An 18,198-nucleotide genomic window follows, 5' to 3' on the forward strand; every position below is an offset into this window, starting at 1 on the left:
TCTCCTGGATCTCTAGCCGCGGAGCGTCAATCGGAGGCCGGCGTCGGCGGGTCGTACGTGTGGACCTTCCACCGGCAGATCCCCGACGTCTGCGGGGGAGCGTACGGCCGACTCGTCGAAGGTGAGCCCGTTGCCGGGCTCGGTGCCGAGGATCACTCTGCCGTCGTCGATGTCCCAGTCCGCGCTGATCCCCGCCGGCAGGGTGAAGCCCTGGACCTCGGTGAGCGCATGGTTGGGCACCGCGGTTGCGGCGGCGGCCAGGTGACCGAAGAACCCGACCGGGCTGACCGGCAGATTGTGGCCGGCGGCCAGCGCAGCGACCCGCAGGAAATGGCTGATGCCCCAGCCGCCGCCCGCCTGGACGATGTCAACGGCGTTACCGGTGATCAGCGGGAGGTACTGGTCGACGCCGGTGAGATTCTCACCGGTCGCGACTGCGGCCCGGGCCTGCCGGGAGACTGCTGCCAGTCCCTGGGCGTCCCAGCGTCGCACCGGCTCCTCGATCCAGGCCAGGTCGACCTGCTGCTCCAGCGCGGCCAGATAGCGTACGGCCTGCTTGGGATTCCAGCTCTCGTTGGCGTCGAGGGCCAGCACCGGGTGGTCGACGCCCAGGGCGTCCTGGACAACAGCCAGCCGGCGCAGGTCGTCGGCCACATTCCAGCCGCCCTTGAGCTTGGCGCCGGTGAAGCCGCGTTGGGCGAACGAGCGGTACAGGGTGTGCAGTTCGTCGTCGTCCAGGCCGGCGTCCAGCCCCGACGCGTAGCCGCGAACTGTGCGGTCACGCCCGCCGAGCAGTCGCCACAGCGGCTCGCCGGCAGCCTTGGCCTTGAGGTCCCACAGCGCAAGATCAATTGTCCCGATGGCGCCGTAGACGGTGCCCGCATGCCCCGCCTTGAACGACCAGGCCAGCATCCGGTCGTACAGCGCGTTGACCGACCGGGGATCCTCGCCCTCGATGGCCGGGAACACCGAGTCGATCAGGCCGGGTTGACCGATCGCGACACCGACCAGATCCGAGTCGGTCTCCAGGACCAGGATGCTGGAGGGCGTCTCGTTGGACGGCATCACGCCGTTGATGTCGCCGATCCGCCGACCCCAGTCCAAGACCGTGGGCACGACGCGGTAGCCGGTGATCTTCATATCAGCGGAGCATAGCCATCGGGCTCCACGCTGACGCGTCGCCCGGACTCGTGGGACTCGATCGCTCGCTGCGCCAGCAGCAACGCGCGCCGGCCGGCCGACGCCGGGACCTGTGGCGGTCGGCCGGCCCGGAGCGCGGTCAGCATGTCCTCGACATAGGCATCGAAGGTGTGGTGGAAGCAGCGACCGGCGTCGTTGAAGTAGCCCGGACGCCAGGTGGTGGCGGTCTCGTCACCGGCGCGCTGGAAGCTGTACCGCTGCACAGTGTCGTGGATGAGTGCGCGGCCGAGGGTGCCGTTGACCTCGAGCACATGGGTGTCCTGGTAGGCGTAGGAGGAGTCGTACGAACCGAGCAGCGTCCCGACCGCCCCGCCGGCGAAACTCAGCGACAAGGCGATCGTGCTCCAGGCGCCGTAGGTCATGTCGGTCATCTGGGCGGCGATCGAGTCGATCGGCCCGAGCAGGTGTTCCAACAGATCGAAGGCATGGCACTGGGTCTCGATGATGTTCTTGTGGGGCGAGGATCCCTTGTTGGCCTCACCTCCGAACCGCCAGGTCGTGAAGACGGGCTGTCCGAGACTCCCGTCCATGATCGCAGCGCGGGTCCGGATGACGGGCTCGGCGTAGCGATGGTTGAAGTCGACCGCGAAGAAGGTGTTCGACCGGGCCGCTTCGGCCAGCAACACATCGGCCTCGTCCAGATCGAACACCAGCGGCTTCTCCACCAGCAACGGGATCCCGTGGTGCAGCAGCTGGAGCGTCGGGCGGAAGTGATCTTCGTTGGGCAGCGACACGGTCACCAGGTCGGGGTGCTGCTCGGCCAGCATCTGCTCGATGTCGATGTAGCCGGGGACTCCGAGCCGGGACGCCTCGGCGTCGGTACGGGCCTGGTCGCGTCCGACGACAGCACACAGGGTGGTGTCCGGCCGGCCGGCGAAGACCCGGGTGTGCTGCCGGCCCCAGCCACCTGGGCCGACGACGGCCACCCTCAGGGCCTGCTGATCAGCGCCTGCGGCTGTCTTGATCACGAGTGATCACGCCTCCTTCTGTTCTCGGACTTCCGTGTGCGGCTCTGCAGCGAATTGATCAGCGCGCGCCGATCGCACCGGCGACACCTCCCACGCTGAAATAGCGGTTCAGCAGCACGAAGATCAACAGCGGCGGGACAGCGACCAGTACGGCAAGGACCGGCGAATGGCCGGCGGCCTGGAGCCCGACGCCGAGCGTGTAGTTGTCTTCAGATCGTACGAAGGTGAAGGCGGCCAGGTAGTCGTTCCACACCGAAAGGAAGGTGAAGATCGACGTCGTCAGGACGGCCGGCAGGCTGTTGCGCAGCACAACCCTGAGGTAGGCGCCGAGGACCGAGCAACCGTCGAGCCAGGCCGCTTCCTCGAGCTCGACCGGAATCGTCCCGGCGTAGGCCGCGAACATCCAGATCGCGAACGACAGGGTCAGTGCGATGTAGACCACGCCCAGGCCGAACAGGTTGTCGACCAACTGCCGGCGCGCGAACATCAGGAACAACGGAACGAGCAGCAGCACCGGCGGGAACGACTGCAGCAGGAACACCACCAGCGCGAAACCGGAGACCGCACGGTCGCGGCCGCGGGCCAACGCGTACCCCGCCGGCGCACCGACCAGGACGCACACCAGGACGGCCCCGAACGACAGCCCCAGGCTGTTCTCGAACCAGTAGAGCGACCGCCCCCGGAGGGTGTCCGCGATCGAACGGCCGACAGTCACGAGCCAGGATCCCGCACCGGCCGTACCCCGGTCGCCGGTCAGCCCCAGTGCGCTGGACAGGACGCCACCGAGCGGGGCGAGCGTGATCGCGGTGATGATCACCAGCAGCCCGAAGCGCCACCTCCTGCCGCGTCGCTGGGTTGCCGTCACAGACGCACAACCTAGCGTCAGGCGATTGCGGCTCCGTTCATCTGATCCGGGCTGACATCGTTGCGCTCGACCAGGACCAGCCAGTTCCCGGAATTGTCCCGCATCAGCGCCTCGACGCCGTACGGCCGCTCGGACGGAGGCTGGAGGAACTCCACGCCCTTGGCGGTGAGGTCCTCGTAGGTGGCCTTGCAGTCATTGACCGCCAGGCCGATCCCGGGCATCTGGCCCTGGTCCATCGCCCGTTGGATGGCGCCGACCAACTCGTCGGACAGCGGAGCGCCGGGTGTGCTGAGGTGCAACTCGAGTTCGGGTTGATCGGGGTGGATGACGGTCAGCCAGCGGTAGTCGCTGCCGAAGGCGACATCAGCGTTCGGCTTGAAGCCGAGCACATCGGTATAGAACGCGAGGGACTCGTCGAGGTCCTTGACCCACACGGTCACGAGAGAAACGTTGGTGATCATGCGACCACGCTATGACCGACCCCGGCCGTTCTGCTTCTCCTGGCTTGCGGAGCGTTCGGCCAGCCCGAGCATGAAGACGTAACAGCCCGGTATGTGCGCGCCGGTCCCACCGTAGCGGCGCTGGAAGTCGCGGGGCGTCTCGCCCACCAGTTCTCGGAATCTGCTGCTGAAGGAACCCAGGCTGGTGAAGCCGACGGCGTGACACACCTCGGTCACGGTGAGATTGGTGCTGCGCAGCAGGTCCTGGGCACGTTCCACCCGCCGCTGCGAGATGTAGGCGGCGGGCGAGAGCCGGTACGTCGCGGTGAAGAGCCGCTGGAAGTGGAACTTGCTCAGCCCCGCGACCGCGGCAAGATCATCGAGACAGAGCGGCTCGGCGTAGTTCCGGTCGGCATGGTCGCGGCGCGACGCAGGTGGATCAGCACGTCGCCGGGAACGCGGATCTGGGCGCTCACGCACAGAACACTAGGCCACGCTGACGCCCTTCGGAGCCTCCACCTGCAACTCGCCGCCCGCAGTGGCCCGGACCCGGATCGCACCGTGCGGAGAGGTGACGCTTCCCTCGGCCCAGTCCAGCCCGCCGAGCCGAGGAACGACACTGACCGTACGCATCCCCGGCGAGGTGGGTCGTACGCCCAGCAACGACGCGATCAGATGGAAGCGCGGGTGTGCTCCCCAGGCGTGGCAATCGCTGCGGGTCGGCTCCGGCTGCTCGACAACGGTGGTCAGGCCGTGGTCGAGCTGGTCGAACCACAGGCCGAAACGGTCGAGGACCACGTCGGTGCGATCGATCTGCCGCAGCGCCTCGAAAAGGTAGTGATCGAAATAGACCGAGGTCCGGGCGAGTGGGAGTGTACGCCCCGGGTTGATCATGGTCCGGAGCGCCGCCTCACCGTGTGCCGCGCCGGCAAGCACGGCCAAGGCCTGGACATGTTCGCTGAAGGTGATCTTGGAAGCGTCATCGGCATACAACCCGGACTTGTCATCGTAGAACAGCGGATCGACGACGGCCGACAACCGGTCGGCGAGCCTGGTGCTGCGGGCGGCGAGCTCGGGCTCCTCCAGCCAGGTCTCGAGCTCTGCTGCCAGCCGCAGGACGTTGATCAACTGCAACTGGAGCACCCCCGAGACGTCCCACTGTGCTCCCGGCGGTGCGCCGGCGTCCCAGCCGTCGACCCAGTCGGTGAAATTCCAGCCGTCGAGGGCGTGGAAGACGCCATCCTGATCGACATTGCGCCGGTGGGCGTCCAGGACGGCGCGGACGCCGGGCATCAGGTCCGCGACGAACTCCAGATCGCCACGCCACAAGGCGAAATCGTGGACCATCGCCACCCACCACAGCGAGAACGGCGGGATCCGCTGCACGATCCGTGACGGCGTACGGCTTCGGGTGAGGCCGTCGATACTGCGGCTGCGGTCGAAGGCGACCAATGCCTGCCGCGCCAGCTGGTCGTCGTCACAGGTCGCGTACGCCACCAGGCACTGCAACCGGGTGTCACCGGCGTACTGCAACTGTTCGTAGTAGGGACAGTCCATTGTCGTCTCGTGACTGCACATCTGCAGGGTGCGCAGCGCAAGATCAGCAATTCCGGCGAGTCGCGGGTCCGACGAGGAGAAAGCGGTCGTGTCGTCATAGGGATAGTGGGTCGCCAGGAATTCCAGTGAGGTCAGCTCCAACGGCTCGTCGGCAGTGGTGACCAGTACCTCGACATAACGGCCGGCCTCCCACCACAGCGTCGAGTGCTGCTCGTCGCCGCCCCCGGCGATGAAGAGATCACCCGGTCCGTCCTGGTCAAGACCGGGTCGCCCGAAGATCTTGCCCTCGATCTCGTTGCGGTTGCCTTTGCCGCTGCCGTCGGGCGCGTACAACGACTCCTGCCAATGGACCCGTACCGCGGCACCGGCGCCACCACGGACCCCGACCAGCGGAAAGGCGCAGGTGTAGGTCTCGAGGTCGATCAGCGCCCGCCAGCAGGAATGCGGCGGGATGATCATCGAGTCACCGCCGAGCAGTCGCTGCCATCCGGCCAGCTCCTCGGGGCGGGAATCTGCCGCTCGGACCGGGACGTCATGGGTGCTGACACCGGGGGAGTGGGCGGCAAGGTGCCGCACCCGGCCGGCCGGGGCGAGTTGTTCGCGCTGCGGTGGCAGCGTTGCGGGCACCAGCATCCGACCGGGCGGCATGTCGTTGACCCAGGCCAGGGAATATCCGACGTCGCCGACGTGAGGACGAGTCCAGTCGGTACGGCCGGCCGTGTCCTGTCCGGTCACCCAGCCCCAGGGAATCTGCCGGCCGTCGCTGACGAGTTTGGCGCCGCAGCCCCACGCGTCACCTTTCGTCCGGGTGGCGTATCCCGGGAGCACCGTGGCCTGCCAGTCGGCGCTCCCGGTGTCCAAGGCGCTGTCGACCAGGCCGCCGGAGAAATCCGTGCCGGCCAGGAGAAACCCATGCCCGACACTCAACTGCGCATACGGCGCCTCCTCACCGAGGGACCAGACCCGCGCGGCGATCCAATGGTCTCCCGGCTCGAGATCGACGCTGAAGCTGTGGAAGGCCCAGTGCTCGGGATCCCCGCGCTCCGGACCGCGACCGACCAGAGCACCGTCCACGTACAACTCGAAGCGTTCGTCGGCCGAGACGTGCACGATGCCGTGAGTGGCCTCATCACAGCTGACGGCGAGCCGATAGCCGGCAACCACCGGGGCCGCTGCGTCCGGGACGCTGATCCAGCGCGCGGGCCAACAGGCCCGGTGGGACCATGACGGATCGTGTCCGGCGAAGGGATCGGTTTTGAGCAAGATCGGGTCGACGCGACAATCCGGCACCGTCTGTGGCATGAAGAAGACCCTGGCCGATCCAGCGATGGAATGCAACGTTTCAAACGAGGTTATTCACGAGTCGGTCAGTGCTCGGTTGGTGAAACGTTCGGTACGGTATCGGTGGCCAAGGCAGTGGATGTAATACTTGTCCAACATCGCTTCACCCGCGGAACACCTCGACCGCGGAAACGCTCCTTACAGAAAACCGGCAGGAGTCCTGATGTCAGTGGAAGCCCGACCTGCCCAGGTGCGGTTCCGTGCCGTTGGCGAAGGGGTCGTCAGCCCTTCTCGCCCGTCCGCCGACGGGCAACTCGTCCGCGCCAGCCTGAACGAGTCCCCATTCCCGCCGATGCCGGGCGTCGCCGAGGCCATCGCGGCCGAGATACCCCATCTCGGCCGTTACGGCGGCGACATGGCGGGAGCGACCGCGGCGATCGCGGCCGCGTACGGCCGGCGCACCGATGAGGTGCTGATCAGTGCGGGCAGCGGTGCGCTGATCCAGGCGATCACGGCCGCGATCTGCGGGCTCGGCGACGAGGTGCTGCTCAGCTGGTTGAGCTTTCCGGGCTACCTCACGTCGGCCCAGATGAACGAGGCGACACCGGTCAAGGTCCCGTGGGCGGACGACGGTGGCCACGACGTCACGGCGATCCTCGGGGCAATCACCGACCAGACGCGGATGATCATGCTGTCCTCGCCGAACAATCCGAGCGGTACCTCGCTGCGGCGGGAGCAGTACGAGGAACTCGTGGCCGGTACCCCGCCGGATGTGCTGATCTGTCTGGACGAGGCGTACGCCGACTTCGCCACATCGCCGGATGCCTTCATCGGGGCGGCACACCCCGACCTGCCGGAGAACGTCGTCGTCCTCAAGACCTTCTCCAAGGCGATCGGCCTCGCCGGGCTCCGGATGGGCTTCATGCTCGCTGCTCCGCGAATCATCGAGGGCGTGGCACGGATGCGCTCGGCGGCAGCCGTGTCCCGGCTGGGTCTTGCCGTGGCGACCTACTGCTATTCGCCCGCCGGGCAGGCCGAGGTCCGACAGCGGCTGACCTACTTGATCACTGAGCGCGAGCGGATCCGGACCGAGTTGCTGGCGGCGGGCGTCCCGGTGCCGGACAGCGACGCGAGTTTCGTCTGGTTGCCGGTCGGCGACGGGACGGCCGAGCTCACTGCCCGGATCGCGGACGCGGGCATCATCGCCCGCCCGTTCGATGGCCAGGGTGTGCGCTATACGGTCTGGTTGTCAGAGGTCAATGATCGTTTCATCGCGGCAGTCACGGATTGGTGGCGGCGAGACAGCCGCTGATCACCCCGGCGCAACTGCACGGCGTTGCGGTAGGAATGCTCTTGGGGGTGTTGCCTTGTGGAGCGCACGAGTCGGGCCGTGGTGATCACGGCGCCAGGGGTCGCCGAGCTGGCGCAGGTGACCGTCACTGCGCCGGACCCCGGCGAGGTCACCGTCCGGGCCGAATTCTCCGGGGTCAGCACCGGGACCGATCGGTGGACGGCGCAGGGCCGGTTCGACTGGGGGACTGCCCGGTTTCCGCTGGTTCCCGGCTACCAGAAGGTCGGCTTTGTCGTCGACGCCGGGGAAGGCGCGGAGGACTGGGTGGGCCGGGCGGTGTTCGTCGCGTCCGCGCACGACTTCGGTGATGCGGCGGCGCAGAGCGGTGGCCACGCCGAATACAGCAACCACCGGCTGGAACACGTCTACGCCCTTCGGCAAGCTCAGGGATCCGAACCGGGGCGAAGATTCTTCGACCCGCGACTGTCGCTCGGGATCTCCATCCAGGTCGGCTACAACGCCGCACACCGGATCCAGCCCGCCCGGGTGCGCCGGGTCGCGGTGATCGGTGACGGCATCATCGGGTTGTCCGCGGCCCTGACCGCGGTCGGGCTCGGATACCAGGTGGCGGTCGTCGGTCGCCACGAAGATCGACTGGCGATCGCCACCGGCGCTGGCGGGATCGCGATCGACAGCGCCTCGGCTCGCCAGGACGTCAGGGCCTTCACACCGGAAGCGATCATCGACACGATCCAGAGCGCCGAGTCCTTCGCGATCGTGATCGACTCCCTGCCACGAGACTACGGACAGGTTGTGTACTCCGGATTCACGCCGGGCATGCCCGATGCGTGGGCGAGCATGACGGTCCTCCAGCAGCATTCGATCACCGCACATTTCCAGTCCGGCTGGACCCGCGAACGGCTCACCCGGGTGCTGGATGCGATCGAAAGGGACGAGCCCGGCTTCAGCAGGATTCCCACGGCCGAGGTGGAGGTCGATCAGGCCGGCGCATTCTTCACCGACCTGATCGGCGGCGTACCCGTCCCACCCGCCTCGGTGATCAACTGGAGGAGTGAGCGATGAAGATCATGATCACCGGGGCGGCCGGATGGCTCGGCCGCCAAGTGGCCGCACAGCTGGAGCAGCATGATCACGAGCTGCTGCTCACCGATGCCGCCGACCCCGCGGAGGCGACGATCTTCGACGGCACCGCGCCCGGCGGCCGACGGCGGGTTCCGCTGGAGACGACCTGGCCGTACCTGCAGGCCGACCTCTCCGACACCGCCCGGCTCGAGCAGTTCGCCGCCGGCGCGGAAGCGGTCATCCATCTCGCCGCAATCCCGGTCGGCGATTGGGACATCGTGATGCCCACCCTGCAGACCAACGTGATCGGCACGACCGGAATCCTCGAGTTGGTCCGCCGGCTCGGCGTCCGGAGATTCGTGAACGCGTCCAGCATCAACGCCTACGGCACCTTCTTCTGGCGGGTGTCCGGTCGCGACCCGGTGCGCCGGGAGTTGCCGCTCACCGAGGACGAGAAGCCGGTGCCGGAGGATCCCTATTCCTTGACGAAATTCCTCACCGAGGAGATCGGGCATGCCTACCACCGGGCCTTCGGCACCGAAGTGGTCAACCTGCGGTTCGCCGGCGTGATCTCCAACCAGCGTTACGAAAAGTGGCTGACCGACGGGCTGCCGCCGACCGAGACCTTCCCGGTTGATCTTGGTCAGTGGGTCCACGAAGAGGACGTCGCAGCCGGGATCGTGCTGGCCGCGACCGTGCCCGGCGTGACGTCGGCTCCGATGGTGCTCGGCGCCGGCGACACCCGATTGCCCGAGCCGACGATGGAGATCATCCGGCGGCTGCGGCCGGATCTGGAGCCGTATGTCACCGAGCCGTTGCCGGGTCGGGCACCGATGTTGTCGATCACCCGGGCGCGTACCCGGTTGGGCTACGCGCCGGGATTCAGTCTCGACGCGGCCGGTTCCACCGCCTGACGGCCCCGGCGCATTCCGTCCCGGCCCCGGCTGCGAATGCCCGGTGAATCATCGTCGAGACGAGGGATCGGGACAATGCCACACCAGCGGTCGGACCCGTGGTCGTAGGAGCTCAGCCGGTCGTCGACCGGCAGATCCTTACGACGCGGGCCTGTCTCCCGGCGGTCACCGTCGCGGCCTTCGCCCTGGGCTACAGCGGGACGGTGGCCGTCGGCCAGGCAACCACGGCCGGTGCCCGGTAGCGGCGTTGGCGACGCGACTGTCAAGCCGTACCTCGCCCCCAAGCTGCTCGCCGCGGTGCCGATGGGCCCGGGGAAGGTGTCCCAATCCGTACGAACCGTGCTGACCAGCACGAAGGTGATCGCGGCGCTGGACGCCAGTGGCAGCCCCGTCATCGCCGGGCAGGCCTACCGGCGCCGCCGCAAGCGAACCAACTGCTTGCTACCGTGGCAGGTCCTTGCCGCGATCGGACGGGTCGAGTCGGACAACGGCCGATTCGGCGGAGCCCGGCTCCGCGCGTTCCTGTGTGCTCGCTCGCAGAATCGGGTACACAGGGATGGTGAGTGGGAATGCGGAATATCGGCTGAAGAACACCAGCATCCTGTCGGTCTGCGCCGTCGAAGCCCCGGTCGTGGTGACCTCGACCGCCATCGACGATCGGTTGGCGGAGACCTACCAGCGCACCGGCATGCAGCGCGGAATGCTCGAGGAGCTGGCGGGTGTCAGGGAGCGACGCTGGTGGCCCGAGGATGTCAGCTTCGCCGATGCCGCTGCAACGGCCGGCGCGAAGGCCCTTGCCGAGGCCGGCGTCGACCCGGCGCAGGTCGGCGTACTGATCAGCACTGCTGTCAGCCGGCCGCATCTGGAGCCGTCGTCGGCGGTCGCCGTGCATCACCAGCTCGGGCTGCAGAGCAGCTGCCTCAGCTTCGACATCGCGAATGCCTGCCTCGGCTTCCTCAACGGCATCCAGGTTGCCGGCCTGATGATCGACGCGGGTCAGATCGACTACGCCCTGGTCGTCGACGCCGAATCGGTGCGCACGCTGCACGAGGCCACCCTGCGCAGGCTCGAGTCTCCTGACGCAACGGCCCAGGAGGTCAAGGACCAGTTCGCGACGCTGACCATCGGTTCCGGAGCCGCGGCGATGGTGCTCGGGCGCACCGATCGCCACAGCGAAGGCCATCGCGTCCTCGGCGGAGTCAGCCGGTCCGGCAGTGACCATCACGAGCTGTGCGTCGGCGACATGAATCTGATGCGTACCGACAGCCGAGCGCTGTTCAAGGCTGGCATCGCGCTGGCCATCGAGACCTGGCAGGACGCCGCCGGGAGCTTCGACTGGTCCGGCATCGACTACTTCTTCTGCCACCAGACCTCGACCAAGCACATCGCCGCGATGGCAGCCGCGATGGGAGTCGGCACCGACCGCTGCCCGACCACGGTCGAGACCTCGGGCAATCTCGCCGCCGCCGCGGTTCCCTTCACGCTGGCTCGCCATGTCGATCGGCTGCAACCCGGGATGCGGGTGATGTTGATGGGCATCGGCTCAGGCCTGAACACCTCCTTCGCCGAGATCGCCTGGTGAATCGCCGGGCTCGCCGGCCCGGTGGGCACGTCGGTCTGCCGGCAGCGAAGCCGGATCTCGGCCGCTGTCCCGATCTGGACCCCGCGTGGTCGCGGCTGGTCGATGTACCGGAGGCGGACGGTTCGGTCCACCGCTGGCACATCCTCGACACCCATGCCGACCGTGACCCGGCCGACCGTGACCCGGCCGACCGTGACCCGGCCGACCGTGACCCGGCCGACCCTGATCCGGCCGACCGCCCAGCCCTCGTCGCGGGCACCATGCTGTGCGTCCACGGAAACCCGACCTGGTCCTTTCTCTGGCGTCGGTTCCTGGCCGCGGCACCGGCCGATTGGCGGGTGATCGCCGTCGACCAGCTCTCGATGGGCTGGTCCGAGCGACTTCCCGCGCCGCGCACCCTCGCCGAGCGGGTCGCCGACCTCGGCGCACTGACCGACCGGCTCGGTGTCACCGGCCCGGTGGTCACCGTCGGTCACGACTGGGGCGGGATCATCTCGCTGGGGTGGGCGCTGCAGCACCGCGAGCAGCTGTCCGGTGTCGTCCTCGCCAACACCGGAGTCGACCTTCCGGTCGGAAGCCGGCTCCCCGGGCTGATCCGGCTGGCCCACAACCCGATGCTGCTGGATGCGACCTGCGTCCGCACGCCGGCCTTCGTCCGCGGTGCGGCCGCGCTCTCCCACCCGGCTCTGCCGCGGGCGGTGCGCGCGGCGCTGGCAGAGCCGTACGCGACCCCCGCCCGACGGCAGGCGGTCGGCGATTTCGTGGCCGACATCCCGCTCGAGACCGACCACGTCAGCCGGCCCGCTCTTGAGGCGATCGCAACCGGCGCAGGCCGACTCGACGTCCCGGCGCTGCTGCTGTGGGGTGGTCGCGACCCGGTCTTCCACGACGGTTTCCTCGCCGACCTGGAGCAGCGGTTCAGCAACCCCGACGTGCACCGGTACCCGCACGCCTCGCACCTGGTGACCGAGGACGCGCCGCGGACCGCGGCCGACACCTGGCGCTGGGTGCAGGAGCGGGTGACCCAAGGTCCGAGGACGCAGGACCGGGCGAGACGGCCGCACCCACAGCCCGCGCCCGAACCGGTGACCTGGACCCAGGACGACCTGCCCTGGGCGGCCCTGCTGCGGCGCGCCGACGATCCGGCCCCGGCGGCGGCCGAGATCCGGGACACGGTGACGACCACCCTCTCCTTCGCCGACCTCGAACGGCGGATCGCCGCCACCGCCGCAGGATTGAGCCGTTACGGCCTGCGGCCGGGTGATCGGGTGGCGATGCTGGTGCCGCCCGGGATCGACCTGACGATCGCGGTCTATGCCTGCTGGCGGATCGGGGCGGTGATCGTCGTCGCCGATGCCGGGCTCGGCGTCCGCGGCATGGCACATGCGCTGCGCAGTGCCCGGCCCCGCTATCTGATCGGGATCACCAAAGGACTGCTGGCCATGCGGGCGCTGCGGGTGCCCGGGCGCAGGATCGGTGTCGGTGCATCAGGTGCACCGGCCGTCGTCGGGGGCTGGGACACCGACCTGGCCGCGCTCGAGGCCGACGGCCGCGGTCGTACGCTGCCTGCCCGGGCACCGGCTGACACCGAGGGGGCGGTGCTCTTCACCTCAGGAGCCACCGGGCCTGCCAAGGGCGTCGTCTACCGACAGAGCCAGCTGAAGGAGCAGATTGCCAAGGTCGCCGACATCATGCGGATCGGGCCCGACGATCGATTGGTGGCGGCCTTCGCGCCCTTCGCGCTCTACGGGCCGGCGATGGGCATCGCCGCGGTCGTTCCGGACATGGACGTCACCGCACCGGGCACCCTGACCGCGCCGGCCCTGGCCGATGCCGTCGCGGCGATCGACGCGACGGTGGTGTTCGCCGCGCCCGCCGCACTGCGCAACGTGGTCGCCACCGCTGACTCCCTGACGCCCGTGCAGTCGAAGGTGCTGCACCGGGTGCACACGGTGCTGTCGGCGGGAGCGCCGGTTCCGCTCGCACTGCTGCGCCGGGTGCAGCAGCTGCTGCCGGACGCCGAACTGCACACGCCGTACGGCATGACCGAGGTGCTGCCGGCCACCGACATCTCGCTGGCCCAGATCGAGGCCGCCGGTCCCGGCGACGGTGTCTGTGTCGGCACCGCGCTTCCCGGCGTGAGCATCCGGATCAGTCCGCTCGACGAGCTCGGCCGGGCCGACGGGCCGCTGACCGACGCTGCCGGCGTGACCGGGGAGATCTGCATTTCCGCCGGACACCGCAAGGAGCGCTACGACCGGCTCTGGGCGACCGAGCGGGACGCCTCCCGCAATCCCGGCTTCCACCGCAGCGGCGATGTCGGGCATCTCGACGATCAGGGCCGGCTCTGGGTCGAGGGCCGCCTGCAGCATGTGATCACCACCGCCGACGGCCCGGTCACGCCGGTCGGCATCGAGCAACGCATTGAGGACCTGGACCGGGTCCGGGCCGCGGCGGCGGTCGGCGTCGGCCCGGCCGGCACCCAGCAGGTGGTTGCCGTCGTGGTGCCCGCGTCGGGATCCGGATCGCGACGCCGGCTTGCCGACCCGGACCTGACGGCAGCGGTTCGCCGCGCCTCGCCGGTCTCGCTCGCTGCCGTGCTGGTGGTGGCCGCGCTGCCGGTGGACATCCGGCACGCCTCCAAGGTCGACCGGGCGCGGCTCCGCCGCTGGGCCGACAGGCTGCTGGCCGGAGAGCGGGCCGGAAAGCCGTGAGCATGAAGATCCTGGTCACCGGAGCCAGCGGAATGCTCGGCGCGGCCACCGCCCGGGCGCTGGCCGATCGCGGCGACGAGGTCACCGTGCTCCAGCGCAGGACCGCCGGGCTCGGGCTCAGCGAGATACTCGGTGACGTCACCGACCCCGACGTCGTGCACCGGGCCGTACGGGGTCAGCAGGCGGTGGTACATCTGGCCGCCAAGGTGAATGTGACCGGCACCGAGGCCGACTACCGGCGGGTCAACGTCGACGGCACCCGGACGCTGCTGCAGGCCTGTCGTGCTGCAGGGGTGCAGCGGCTGGTCAACGTGTCGTCGCCCTCGGTGGCACACAGCGGGTCCTCGCTGGTCGGTGCGGGCGCGGGCCCCGCGGATCCGCAGCGGGCCCGCGGGCCGTACGCCCGGACCAAGGCCGAAGCCGAACTGCTGGCGCTGGCCGCGGATTCGCCATCCCTTGCCGTCCTGGCGATCCGGCCGCACATCGTCTGGGGGCCTGGCGACACCCAGCTGGTCGGCAGGATCGTGGCCCGCGCCCGGCAGGGTCGGCTGCCGTTGTTCGGGCAGGCGACCGCGCTGGTCGACACGACCTATGTGACCAACGCGGTCGGCGCGCTGGTCGCGGCCGTCGACCACTGCGCTCCCGACGACGTGCACGGTGAGGCGCTGGTGGTCAGCAACGGCGAACCGCGGCCGATCGGGGAGTTCCTGAGGTCGATCGCCCGGGCCGGAGGAGCACAGCTGCCGAAGCAGCACGTTCCGGTCGCCGTGGCCCGTCTGGCCGGTGCTGCGGCCGAGGCGCTCTGGTCGCTGTGGCCCGGTGATGATGCCGATCCGCCGTTGACCCGATTCCTCGTCGAGCAGTTGAGCACGGCCCATTGGTTCGACCAGCGGCGGACCCGCGAAGCGCTGGACTGGCGTCCGGCGGTCGGCCTGGACGAGGGATTCGCCGAGCTGACCCGCACGCTGCAGCGCTGATCCGCGAGCTTCGGACCGCTCGAGCTGGGTACACCGTGGAGGCCCGGTTCGGGGATGCTGGGGCAGTCGATGATCATGAAGGGAATACCGTCAGGTGGCAGTGATCAACAGTGCGGATCCGGCGTCAGCCGCCCCGACACTGGTGGGGCATTTCGACCGACTCCATGACGCCTCGGCCGACCCCTGGCGGGTGATGAGCCGGTGGTACGAGATCCGTAAGCGGCGGCTGCTGCTGGCCGCGCTGCCCGACGAGCACTACGGTCGGGTTCTGGAGCTCGGCTGCTCCACCGGCGTGCTCTCGCACGAGCTGGCGGCGCGGTCCGATCGACTGCTCGCGGTGGATTTCTCGTCCGCGGCGATCGAGCGGGCCCGGCAACGGCTCGACGGCCTGAAGCAGGTCGAGCTGCAGTGTCACGACATCACCCAGGGCATCCCCGAGGGAGCTTTCGATCTTGTGGTGCTGTCGGAGGTCGGCTACTACCTGAGCGAAGATCAGTTTGATCGGCTGGTACGGGAGATCACCGAATCGACGCCGCCATCTGGTCAGCTGCTGCTGTGCCACTGGCGCCATCAGGAGGGCGATTTTCGCCAGCGACCCGCGGATGTTCACGGCAGGGTGCTCTCTGATCCGGCGTGGCAGTTGATCATCAGCCACCAGGAGGAGGACTTCCTGCTGCACGTCGTGATCCGCACTGCCGTCGCACCGGCAACCGGTGAAGGATCCGACCGGTGAGCCGCAGTCAGCACGGCGGTGCCGGCCTGATCGCCGTGGTCGTGCCGGCACGGGATGAGGAGCAGCTGATCGGCCGCTGCCTGCAGTCGATCGTGCTGGCCCGTTCCCGGCTGCTCATCGAGCACCCCGAGGTGGGATGCCGGGTCGTCGTGGTTGCCGACTCCTGTCTCGACGACACGGCACGGATCGCTCAGTCGATCCCGGGCGTTCAGGTCGTGACCTCGGCGGCCGGCCAGGTCGGCGCGGCCCGGTCGCTGGGAATCCGGACCGTCCTGGACGATGCGCCGGAAGTGGCGGGCGCCGACTGCTGGCTCGCGAACACCGATGCCGACACGGTGGTGCCGGAGAACTGGCTGAGCTACCAGTGGCAGTTGGGCGGTAGCGGAGCCGACGCCATGATCGGGACGGTCCGGCCCGACCCGGCCGATCTCACGCCGTCACAGTGGGAGCGCTGGCGGTCCGGCCACCGGCCGGGTCATCCCAACGGGCACGTGCACGGTGCCAATCTCGGCATTCGCGCCGGCGCCTACCAGCAGGCGGGAGGTTTCCCCACCGTGGCCGAACACGAGGACAACCTGATCATCGACCGACTCCGCGCCCTGGGCCGCACGCTGATCGCCTCCGACGCCTGCGAGGTCATCACCTCGGGCCGCCGGATCGGCCGGACACCCGGTGGGTACGCCAACCATCTGGCGGTGTCTCTGTGACCGGCCCAGTGATCGGCCCGATGAACGGTGCGGTGAAGCCGGTCTTGATCGTCCACGACGAACCCGCCGAGGTCACCCGGGCGGTGGTGGACGGCGGCCCGTCGACGGTCCAGGAGGCACTTGAGGTCGGCGCCGGACTCGTCACGCTCGAGCCGTACGTCGGAAAGGGCCGGACCGCCGACCTCTGGGAGGCGCTGGCCACCCTGGGCGCGCGGGACCTCGCCCTTGCTCGCGCGATCGAGCCCCATCTGGACGCCGTGACGATCCTCGACCAGGCCGGCCAGCGGAGCGAGCGGACCGACCGCTTCGGCGTCTTCGCGGCCGAGGGACCAGGCGTCCGATTGGCGGCGACCCCGGCTGGCCCCCGTTGGCAGCTGGACGGGACCAAACCGTGGTGTTCGCTGGCCGGGATGTTGTCCCACGCATTGATCACCGCCTGGGTGGATGACGATCGGCGGCAACTCTTCCGGGTCGATCTCCGGCAACCCGGCGTCGAGGTCGAGGCCGGTGCCTGGTCGGCGCTCGGGCTCCGCGAGATCCCGAGCGGGCCGGTCCGGTTCGACGATGTGATGGCCGACCCGGTCGGTGATCCGGGCTGGTATCTCCAGCGACCCGGTTTCGCCTGGGGCGGGATATCGGTAGCCGCCTGCTGGTTCGGCGGGGCGGTCGGGATCGGCCGGCGATTGCTGGAAGCCGCGCGGCGGCGCTCGGCCGACGACCAGCTGCTGATGATGCATCTCGGAGCCGTCGATGCCAGGCTGGCCGAGGCTCGGTGCATGCTGGCCGATGCTGCTGCCCGCATCGATGCCGCCAGCCCCACCGCCCAGGGTGACGCGGGCGATCTGCTGGCCCAGCGGGTCCGTTCGACGGTCGCCCGCAGCTGCGAAGCGGTGATCCGGCATGTCGGCCACGCGCTCGGCCCCGGCCCGCTGGCCAATGACGCGGAACACGCCAAGCAGGTCGCCGATCTCGAGTTGTACGTCCGCCAGCACCACGCGGAGCGCGACGATGCCTCGCAGGGACGCAGGGTGCGCGGCGCCGATGACCCATGGTGAGTTTCGACGCCCGTGATCCCGGTACGTCCAACCAGGAATGGCTCCGCAGCCCAAGGCTCGCCGCGGCACCGCAGGTTGATCTTGGGCGCTTCGACCGGATCATCGTGCTGGCAGCACATCCCGACGACGAGACCGTGGGTGCCGGTGGGCTGATCGCGGCGGCCGTACGATCCGGCATCGCCGTCGACGTGATCATGGTCACCGACGGTGCGGCGTCGCACCCGGCGATCGACCCTGCTGAGTTGATCATGACCCGCGCCCGGGAGGCCCGTGCCGCGACCGCCGCACTGGCCGATGGCCACCATGATCGAATTCGACTGGAGCTGCTTGGCCGACCCGACGGAGCGGTGCGCGAGGAACGTGAATTGATCATGAAGCTACTGGCCGCGCGTCTGGAGGGGTCGGCGGGGACCAGAAGCCTGGTCGTGTCGACCTGGACGGGAGACGGACATCGTGATCATCGGGTCCTCGGCGAAGTCGCCGTCGAGCTCGCTGCGGCCCACCGGCTGGAGCTTTGGCAGTATCCGATCTGGATGTGGCATTGGGCGGATCCGGACCACCCGGACGTCGATTGGGACCGGATCGCCAGGCTGGTGCTGGAGCCGGTGGCCAGGGAATGCAAGCAGGCAGCGATTCGCTGCTACGGCTCGCAGATCACGGTCGGCCCGGCCGGCGAGCCGCCGATGCTGCACCGGCGCTTCCTCGCCAACTTCGACCGGGACTTCGAGACCTTCCTACCGGCCTAGCGGGCCGGTGATCACGCGGACGTCCCGGACGTCCCGGCAGCCGTCACGATAACGTCTGTGCTTGTCCGCGTTCTCACCGAGAACT

17 protein-coding genes are annotated in these 18,198 nt (G+C 69.1%); 11 read left to right on the plus strand and 6 right to left on the minus strand.

What is annotated here, in order from left to right; genetic code table 11:
- Nucleotides 1–12 precede the first annotated feature (12 nt).
- From IEY07_RS19265 to IEY07_RS19290, 6 genes are read right to left on the minus strand one after another with little or no spacing between them, the layout of a single operon-like run.
- Nucleotides 13–1,140 carry a mandelate racemase/muconate lactonizing enzyme family protein gene (locus IEY07_RS19265; RefSeq protein WP_188897038.1) on the minus strand — a complete coding sequence of 376 codons (1,128 nt, stop codon included), beginning with the start codon at nt 1,138–1,140 and terminating at the stop codon, nt 13–15.
- Complete coding sequence (locus tag IEY07_RS19270; protein ID WP_229670358.1) at nt 1,137–2,168, minus strand: Gfo/Idh/MocA family protein; 1,032 nt, start codon at nt 2,166–2,168, stop codon at nt 1,137–1,139. The genes IEY07_RS19265 and IEY07_RS19270 overlap by 4 nt, the downstream gene beginning before the upstream one ends.
- Before the next feature lie 58 nt (nt 2,169–2,226).
- Nucleotides 2,227–3,033: a carbohydrate ABC transporter permease gene (locus IEY07_RS19275; protein ID WP_188897039.1), complete on the minus strand. Its 807-nt coding sequence runs from the start codon at nt 3,031–3,033 to the stop codon at nt 2,227–2,229.
- A gap of 17 nt (nt 3,034–3,050) precedes the next feature.
- A complete protein-coding gene (locus IEY07_RS19280) occupies nt 3,051–3,494 on the minus strand; it encodes a VOC family protein (protein ID WP_188897040.1) in 444 nt (147 codons plus the stop codon).
- A gap of 9 nt (nt 3,495–3,503) precedes the next feature.
- Nucleotides 3,504–3,953: a helix-turn-helix domain-containing protein gene (locus IEY07_RS19285; RefSeq protein WP_229670360.1), complete on the minus strand. Its 450-nt coding sequence runs from the start codon at nt 3,951–3,953 to the stop codon at nt 3,504–3,506.
- A 6-nt stretch (nt 3,954–3,959) separates the two neighbouring features.
- On the minus strand, nt 3,960–6,332 hold the full coding sequence (locus IEY07_RS19290; protein WP_188897041.1) for an alpha-L-rhamnosidase-related protein: 2,373 nt from the start codon (nt 6,330–6,332) through the stop codon (nt 3,960–3,962).
- Between the two features lie 202 nt (nt 6,333–6,534).
- Between IEY07_RS19290 and IEY07_RS19295 the strand changes: the two genes are divergently transcribed.
- From IEY07_RS19295 to IEY07_RS19345, 11 genes are all read left to right on the plus strand, one after another.
- Entirely contained in the window at nt 6,535–7,623 is a 1,089-nt protein-coding gene (locus IEY07_RS19295; protein WP_188897042.1) for an aminotransferase class I/II-fold pyridoxal phosphate-dependent enzyme, read from the plus strand.
- Nucleotides 7,624–7,680: 57 nt separating this feature from the next.
- On the plus strand, nt 7,681–8,685 hold the full coding sequence (locus tag IEY07_RS19300) for an alcohol dehydrogenase catalytic domain-containing protein (RefSeq protein ID WP_188897043.1): 1,005 nt from the start codon (nt 7,681–7,683) through the stop codon (nt 8,683–8,685).
- On the plus strand, nt 8,682–9,599 hold the full coding sequence (locus IEY07_RS19305) for an NAD-dependent epimerase/dehydratase family protein (protein ID WP_188897044.1): 918 nt from the start codon (nt 8,682–8,684) through the stop codon (nt 9,597–9,599). Before IEY07_RS19300 ends, IEY07_RS19305 begins: the two co-directional genes overlap by 4 nt.
- Nucleotides 9,600–9,697: 98 nt before the next feature.
- Complete coding sequence (locus IEY07_RS19310; RefSeq protein ID WP_188897045.1) at nt 9,698–9,841, plus strand: hypothetical protein; 144 nt, start codon at nt 9,698–9,700, stop codon at nt 9,839–9,841.
- Between the two features lie 314 nt (nt 9,842–10,155).
- A complete protein-coding gene (locus IEY07_RS19315; RefSeq protein ID WP_229670362.1) occupies nt 10,156–11,181 on the plus strand; it encodes a 3-oxoacyl-ACP synthase III in 1,026 nt (341 codons plus the stop codon).
- Nucleotides 11,178–13,895 (plus strand): alpha/beta fold hydrolase, encoded by a 2,718-nt coding sequence (locus IEY07_RS24520; protein WP_268239247.1) that lies wholly within the window; start codon nt 11,178–11,180, stop codon nt 13,893–13,895. The genes IEY07_RS19315 and IEY07_RS24520 overlap by 4 nt, the downstream gene beginning before the upstream one ends.
- 2 nt (nt 13,896–13,897) lie before the next feature.
- On the plus strand, nt 13,898–14,872 hold the full coding sequence (locus IEY07_RS19325; protein WP_188897164.1) for an NAD-dependent epimerase/dehydratase family protein: 975 nt from the start codon (nt 13,898–13,900) through the stop codon (nt 14,870–14,872).
- A gap of 100 nt (nt 14,873–14,972) precedes the next feature.
- Entirely contained in the window at nt 14,973–15,605 is a 633-nt protein-coding gene (locus IEY07_RS19330) for a class I SAM-dependent DNA methyltransferase (RefSeq protein WP_188897047.1), read from the plus strand.
- Nucleotides 15,602–16,312, plus strand: coding sequence for a glycosyltransferase family 2 protein (locus IEY07_RS19335; protein WP_229670365.1), 711 nt, complete (start codon nt 15,602–15,604; stop codon nt 16,310–16,312). The genes IEY07_RS19330 and IEY07_RS19335 overlap by 4 nt, the downstream gene beginning before the upstream one ends.
- Complete coding sequence (locus IEY07_RS19340; protein WP_229670366.1) at nt 16,309–17,367, plus strand: acyl-CoA dehydrogenase family protein; 1,059 nt, start codon at nt 16,309–16,311, stop codon at nt 17,365–17,367. Before IEY07_RS19335 ends, IEY07_RS19340 begins: the two co-directional genes overlap by 4 nt.
- The gene (locus tag IEY07_RS19345; protein ID WP_188897049.1) at nt 17,361–18,113 is read left to right on the plus strand and encodes a PIG-L deacetylase family protein; all 753 of its coding nucleotides are present in this window, start codon (nt 17,361–17,363) and stop codon (nt 18,111–18,113) included. Before IEY07_RS19340 ends, IEY07_RS19345 begins: the two co-directional genes overlap by 7 nt.
- Nucleotides 18,114–18,198: the final 85 nt, after the last annotated feature.

Source organism: Microlunatus endophyticus (genome assembly GCF_014646195.1).
Lineage (GTDB): Bacteria > Actinomycetota > Actinomycetes > Propionibacteriales > Propionibacteriaceae > Microlunatus > Microlunatus endophyticus.